Raw genomic sequence first — 6,257 nt, forward strand, 5'->3', positions numbered from 1 at the left:
AAATTGGCTCACTTTATTTTAGCAGTTACATTAGGAGGAGAGCGTAAAATATCTTGTGTAAATGGTAGATTGTAAAATTAATCCGAACAGCGTTCGGATTAATTTTACAATCTACCTTTTATTTCTCAAAAAATTTTCAATTTATGTTTACAAATGTAAACTTTAGTGTTGACTTTCTACGTTTACAGATGTAATCTTAAATTATTGAAAAGAAACATAACCGTTATTACCTAAGAGGAGGAAATGATATGGCACAAATACTTACAGTAGTAGTTGGAGTAATATTGATCGTTTTTATTGGTTGGTGGTTTTTTGGCAAACATAGTGAGAGTCAAGCAACTGCAGTTACAACGAAAGATGGTCAAACAGCTAAAGTGGTCGTCAACGGCGGCTTTAATCCAGCTGTTTTAAAAATAAAAAAAGATACCCCTGTAAAATTAGTCTTTAATCGGAAAGATTCAACGACCTGTCTTGAGAAAGTCGTTTTTCCAGACTTCGGAGTGGACGCCGAGTTGCCAATGAATCAAGACGTAGCGATTCCAATCGACACATCTAAAGCGGGTGAGTTCGAGTATTCATGTGGAATGCACATGTTTCATGGCAAGATCGTTATCAAATAACAAAGGAGCTAGGTTTATGCTTGGATTAAATAATAATAAAATCAATATCACGGTTGATGGCGGCTATTCGCCAAATAATTTCAAATTAAAAGCTGGTAAGCCAGCGGAGGTTACGTTTACGAGAGTCGCTGATAAGGGCTGCACGCAACAAGTCAAGTTCAACGGCGAATTATATGATCTACCACTCAATCAGCAGGTAACGGTTAGGTTTACACCTCAAAAAGGAAATTATGAATGGACGTGTGGTATGAACATGGTTAAGGGCAACTATCGCGTTAAATAATAACGCTCGATATTTGAGGAGGAAACCTTATGTCAGTTATGAAAAGATTCATCATTGGTGTGATTGGCTCAGTACCGTTACTCATAAATATGTTTATGAGCTTTGGCGGCTCCATGTTGGGCGGAGAAAAATATGGTGTGTGGATTTTGTTCGCGTTTGGTTCATTAGTTTATTGGTTTGCGGGCTTGCCATTTTTGCATACTGCCATCGTTTCATTTAAAAACCATCACGCCAACATGGATACCCTAGTTGGATTAGGTACTACGATTGCGTACATTTATAGTATTTATGCCATGTTTACTAGACCCGCTGGTACGTATTTTGAAGCTGTGGCGGTTGTGATTACTTTAATACTATTAGGCTCCGTTTTTGAAGAAAAAATGAAGTCGTCAGCTTCATCGGCGGTTGATAAGCTGATGGATCTGCAAGCCAAAGAAGCGGAAGTCCTTCGCGATGGCGAATTTGTAAAACTGCCCATTGATCAGGTTGTCGAAGGTGATGTTGTTCGTGTTAAGCCGGGTGAAAAAGTGGCTGTTGATGGTGAGATTGTTGAAGGGCAATCTACACTTGATGAATCAATGGTTACGGGAGAATCAATGCCCGTCGAAAAGGGACCTGGTGACGCGGTTATCGGTGCAACCCTCAATAATACGGGATCATTTACTTTTAAAGTAACCAAAGTTGGTTCTGAAACAACGTTGTCGAATATTGCTGAAATGGTTCGTCAAGCACAGAACTCGCGGGCACCAATTCAAAAGACCGTTGATACCATTTCAAACATTTTTGTTCCGGTTGTTTTGATGATTGCTATTTTGACGTACGTTGTTTGGTATGCATTTTTAGGGGCTACTCCGGTTACCGCCTTGATCTTCGCCGTGTCAGTTATGATTATTGCTTGTCCATGTGCTCTGGGGATTGCTACTCCGACTGCATTGATGGTTGGGACGGGACGTTCCGCCAAGCTTGGTATTCTAATTAAAAATGGTGAAGTCTTAGAGGCTACTCACACGATTAAAACGGTTGTTATGGATAAAACTGGGACCGTTACTGTTGGTAAACCACAAGTAACGGATATCGTTTCAACTGGTAAATTTGAAGAAGCCGAGATTCTTAGCATTGCTTCCGGGCTTGAAGGTGCTTCAGAACATCCACTAGCCTTAGCCGTTTTAAATGAAGCAAAAGCCAAAAGTGTCGTGCCCTTACAAGCTGAAAACTTTGAAGCTATCAGTGGTAAAGGCGTCCAGGCCGTTATTGATGGAAAGCAAGCCTTTATCGGCAATGACAAATTAGCAGATGATTTTAATATGACAACTGATCTGAAAAATAAAATGACCAAACTTCAAGCGCAAGCAAAAACGGTGGTCTTGGTAGGCTACGATGGGCAAATTATTGCTTTAATTGGGATTCAAGATGCACCTAAACCAACTTCGAAGGCCGCAATCAAGGCAATGCAGAAAGCCGGTTTTCGGACAGTTATGTTAACGGGTGATAACAAACTGGTGGCAACGGCGATTGCTGAGGAAATTGGCATTGATGAAGTTATTGCCGATGTTATGCCTGGAGATAAAGCGCAACATATTAAGGAGTTAGAAGAAAAAGCGCCGGTTGCTTTTGTGGGTGATGGTATTAATGACGCGCCGGCGTTATCAACTGCAACCGTTGGGATTGCCATGGGTTCGGGTAGTGATATCGCAATTGAATCTGGTGATATTGTTCTCGTAAAAAATGATTTAATGGACGTGGTCACTGCGCTGGTTATGGCGCGTAAAACGTATAGCCGCATCTTGTTGAACTTATTCTGGGCCTTTATTTATAACGTGGTTGGGATTCCAATTGCTGCTGGTATTTTCTATGCGCTCGGGTTTATCCTTTCACCGGAACTAGCCGGTCTCGCGATGGCGCTTAGTTCCATTACGGTTGTTATCAGTTCGCTGTTACTTAATTATGTCAGGTTACCAAAAGAAAATAAGCTAGCGTCAAATTAAGGAGGATCGCGATCCCATGGAAAAAGTAATTGCCAAAATTGATGACATGCATTGTGAACATTGTCAGCATATTGTGGAGGATGCGCTCGAAGCAACTAATGGCGTGCAGTATGCCAATGTAACCTTGGAAAAAGATGAAGTCGTCATTGAATTTGATAAACATAAGTTACAGATAGCTGAAATAAGCGATGCGGTAGCTAATGCAGGTTATGATGTCCGTCTTTATACGGTAGTGGAAAAATAACACAAGTCATTTTCAAAGAGAGGTCCGCCGTGATCGGCGAGCCTTTTTTATTTAGACGAAAAGCAGGGGGAAAGCGTGAAAAATATATTACTGATAGATGATGAACCGCGAATGTTAGATCTATTACAGCTATATCTGGAGGGTGATAGCTATCATTGCGAGAAGGCAAATGATGGTGTAAAAGCAATTGAGCGATTGAGACATGAAAAGTTTGATCTAGTTCTATTAGATGTCATGATGCCCGTTATGGATGGCTGGGAAGTTTGTAAAAAAATCAGGGAATTTGATAATACGCCAATCATTATGTTGACCGCCCTAAATCAAAATAACGATATGATCTTTGGCTTGAAAAATGGTGCTGATGATTATATTACTAAACCGTTTGATGAGCATGTGTTAATGGCAAGAATTGAAGCACTAGTTCGGCGTACTGAGAAGGTGGACATAATAAAATCAAATAATTTAACATTAGATCAGCGGACTCATCAACTGCGTATCGATCGGGCAGAACTCGAAATTACGCCAATTGAATTCAATATTTTAACGCTGTTTTTGAACAATAAAAATGACATTTTTAGTCGCAATCATTTAATTGAGCGTATTTGGGGATACAACGCTGAGGTTGATGATAGAACCGTCGACTCACATATCCGAAATTTACGAGAAAAGTTAAGAAACAATGGTTTTGCTGTGGATTCGATGCTGATTACCGTATATGGAGTTGGTTACAAATGGTTAGGATAAAAGCAGCTATTAATATTATGAAACAAAGGGTTAGCCATAAGATTTCGGTCAAAATGGGACTGTCATTTTTATTGATGGCGATTGCTATTGAAATGGGAATATTTATAAGCTTATTTCTTTTAGTTGTTAACACTTGGATCAATGAACAGGCCAGTAGTTTAGTCAAGCGTGGGGAGAACCATGCCCATGTTTTGACCAACGATTTCACTGCTCAAACAATAAAACATGTTGTTTTGACTGAAAAAGGGGATACTGATATGGCAATTATTGTCCAAAGTCCAGATGGTCAAACTTTGATGGCTTCACAAGTGGTGAATTCTAAAATGAAAAAGCATCTTGCAAAATTCACGAGTGCTAGTCAGGGTAAATCTGAGGTTTTACACTCTGACTGGATGAAAAAAAGTTATCTCGTATCAAAATCACCGATCATCAAAAAGGGCAAATTGCTTGGTAATGTTTATATGTTCTTATCTACTAAGCAGATTCAGAAAATGGTCTTTGATTTTTCTAGCGTGTTCATAGTTTTGGTTATATTAACGTTTTTGATAACTATTTTTGCAACCGCATCTATCGCAAAAAATTTAACCTTACCCATCAGAGCAATAACGTCTGAAACGAAAAAGATTGCCCAGGGAAACTTGTCCGTAGCATTATCGATAGATAGTCAGGATGAATTGGGGGACTTAGCTAATTCAATCGAAGACATGGCTAATAAACTCCGACACACGAAAAAGGAACGGAATGAGTTTTTTGCGGCCGTTACCCATGAATTGAGAACGCCGTTAACCTTTATAAAAGGCTATACGGACATCGCCAGTCGGGAATCAGTATCAGAAGGTGAACGGGTAAAATACCTGAGTATTATTCGTGATGAAAGTGCACGGTTGACTCATTTGATGGACGACATGATGACGTTAGTTCAATTTGAAGCACATAATTTTTCAATAAAAAAATCTTCGGTCCTTATCGCCAATTTAATGGACGACTTAATGAAAAAAGTAGCGGGAATCTTGAATCAAAAAAACATTCATTTACCTCTTGTGCTAGTTGAAGCTCGAATCCTGGTATCAAAAGAGCTCCCGCATTAAAATGAGCCCCGATTGAATCATCTAAACTTTAATCGGGAGGCATTCATCATGCGAAAGCACCTTAAGTTTAAACAATATCGTCATGAATTACAACGTGAATATCAAAAAGTCTATCGGATTATCAAGCCTTTATATCAGCAGTTGGTTCCGTTAGCCATTCGACATCGCCATAACTATCAGCACTTAGTCGTTTCTGATGTGGAAATTATCGCAACCACCATTCTGGGCCAACTTCATCACTTTTCATCACAGCTAAAATGGTATCAATGGTTGTGCCGTACACGGTTTGCCCGGCGGCCGTTCATTGAACGCTCACGCTATAATCGGCGCTGTCGGGACTTGGTCAATTTGATTAGTCTTTTACGTCAAGCTTATGTTCAGCGCGTGGCGGGGGATTTCAAGTATGTGATCATTGATAGTTTACCCATGCCACTTTGTCAACCCGTTTGTAATTTAACCGCGACCCGGTTGCGTGATTATGCCGATATCGGCTTTAATTCGTCTAAACGCACTCCCTTTTATGGGTTTAAGTTCCATTGTCTTTTAACGAACCAAGGCTTTGTGCTGAATTGGCAGCTCACAGCAGCGTCGGTGCATGACAGTCAAGTTGCCAGTGATCTCCTGTTATCAACGGGCCGTGACTTGGTGGTTTTAGGTGATTTAGGCTATTTAAACCAGCCGCAGCAGCGCGACTTAAGGGCTAACGGGATTATCTTGTGGACGCCTAAACGATCCAATATGTCACCAACGGAATCCGCACAACAGACGCGGCGCTTAAAGCGTTACCGGAAACGAATCGAAACGACGTTTTCATCTTTTACCCGTAGTTTTAATTTTGAACAACTGGGATCGCAAACCCTAACCGGCATCCGATTGACCGTAGAGACCATCTTGTTTGCCCATACGATGGAAGTCGTGCATGCCTTAGGGCAAGAACGTTATGGCTTCAATTTAGCTGGTGGTATTCTTAACTAGCACAAGAGGTATATTATATGTACGAAGGCATTTCATTTACACAAGATTCTTGACGCTACCTATTATCTTGTACTATACAGTATGGTGTGACAAATAAATGCAAGTGTTTGTATAAAAATATCTTGTATGAACCTTTTGTTCAATTTTTAATGTTCACAATCTGGACATAATCAGTTGGGCTGTTTTAAAATAATTGGTTTAAAATTCAAACTACAAATTAACTCCATAAATTGAATTTACAATGAACATAGAAAGCGAGGTTTTTGAATATGATTATTATAGGACTATGGACTTAGGATGAAAGTGTGGACACGATTT

Annotated in this window: 7 protein-coding genes; all 7 read left to right on the plus strand. The window is 40.0% G+C overall.

Annotation, left to right across the window (positions count from 1 at the left end; genetic code table 11):
• The first annotated feature begins 248 nt into the window (after positions 1-248).
• A complete protein-coding gene (locus tag FD47_RS13195; protein ID WP_032811339.1) occupies positions 249-620 on the plus strand; it encodes a cupredoxin domain-containing protein in 372 nt (123 codons plus the stop codon).
• A gap of 16 nt (positions 621-636) precedes the next feature.
• Complete coding sequence (locus FD47_RS13200; protein ID WP_032811340.1) at positions 637-903, plus strand: cupredoxin domain-containing protein; 267 nt, start codon at positions 637-639, stop codon at positions 901-903.
• A gap of 29 nt (positions 904-932) precedes the next feature.
• Entirely contained in the window at positions 933-2,888 is a 1,956-nt protein-coding gene (locus FD47_RS13205) for a copper-translocating P-type ATPase (RefSeq protein ID WP_056980789.1), read from the plus strand.
• Between the two features lie 16 nt (positions 2,889-2,904).
• Positions 2,905-3,132 (plus strand): heavy-metal-associated domain-containing protein, encoded by a 228-nt coding sequence (locus FD47_RS13210; RefSeq protein WP_033615028.1) that lies wholly within the window; start codon positions 2,905-2,907, stop codon positions 3,130-3,132.
• A 75-nt stretch (positions 3,133-3,207) separates the two neighbouring features.
• Positions 3,208-3,876: a response regulator transcription factor gene (locus FD47_RS13215; protein WP_039098576.1), complete on the plus strand. Its 669-nt coding sequence runs from the start codon at positions 3,208-3,210 to the stop codon at positions 3,874-3,876.
• Positions 3,864-4,964 carry a histidine kinase dimerization/phospho-acceptor domain-containing protein gene (locus FD47_RS13220; RefSeq protein ID WP_054736421.1) on the plus strand — a complete coding sequence of 367 codons (1,101 nt, stop codon included), beginning with the start codon at positions 3,864-3,866 and terminating at the stop codon, positions 4,962-4,964. The genes FD47_RS13215 and FD47_RS13220 overlap by 13 nt, the downstream gene beginning before the upstream one ends.
• A 48-nt stretch (positions 4,965-5,012) precedes the next feature.
• Entirely contained in the window at positions 5,013-5,939 is a 927-nt protein-coding gene (locus FD47_RS13225) for an IS982 family transposase (protein WP_054736417.1), read from the plus strand.
• Positions 5,940-6,257: the final 318 nt, after the last annotated feature.

This window comes from Lentilactobacillus parafarraginis DSM 18390 = JCM 14109, assembly GCF_001435895.1.
Classification (GTDB): domain Bacteria; phylum Bacillota; class Bacilli; order Lactobacillales; family Lactobacillaceae; genus Lentilactobacillus; species Lentilactobacillus parafarraginis.

What these genes read in the sequence shown, in the direction of transcription:
- FD47_RS13210 (WP_033615028.1), top strand. Translation starts at nt 2,905, where the DNA reads ATGGAAAAAGTAATTGCCAAAATTGATGACATGCATTGTGAACATTGT.
- FD47_RS13205 (WP_056980789.1), top strand. Translation starts at nt 933, where the DNA reads ATGTCAGTTATGAAAAGATTCATCATTGGTGTGATTGGCTCAGTACCG.
- FD47_RS13195 (WP_032811339.1), top strand. Translation starts at nt 249, where the DNA reads ATGGCACAAATACTTACAGTAGTAGTTGGAGTAATATTGATCGTTTTT.
- FD47_RS13220 (WP_054736421.1), top strand. Translation starts at nt 3,864, where the DNA reads ATGGTTAGGATAAAAGCAGCTATTAATATTATGAAACAAAGGGTTAGC.
- FD47_RS13225 (WP_054736417.1), top strand. Translation starts at nt 5,013, where the DNA reads ATGCGAAAGCACCTTAAGTTTAAACAATATCGTCATGAATTACAACGT.
- FD47_RS13200 (WP_032811340.1), top strand. Translation starts at nt 637, where the DNA reads ATGCTTGGATTAAATAATAATAAAATCAATATCACGGTTGATGGCGGC.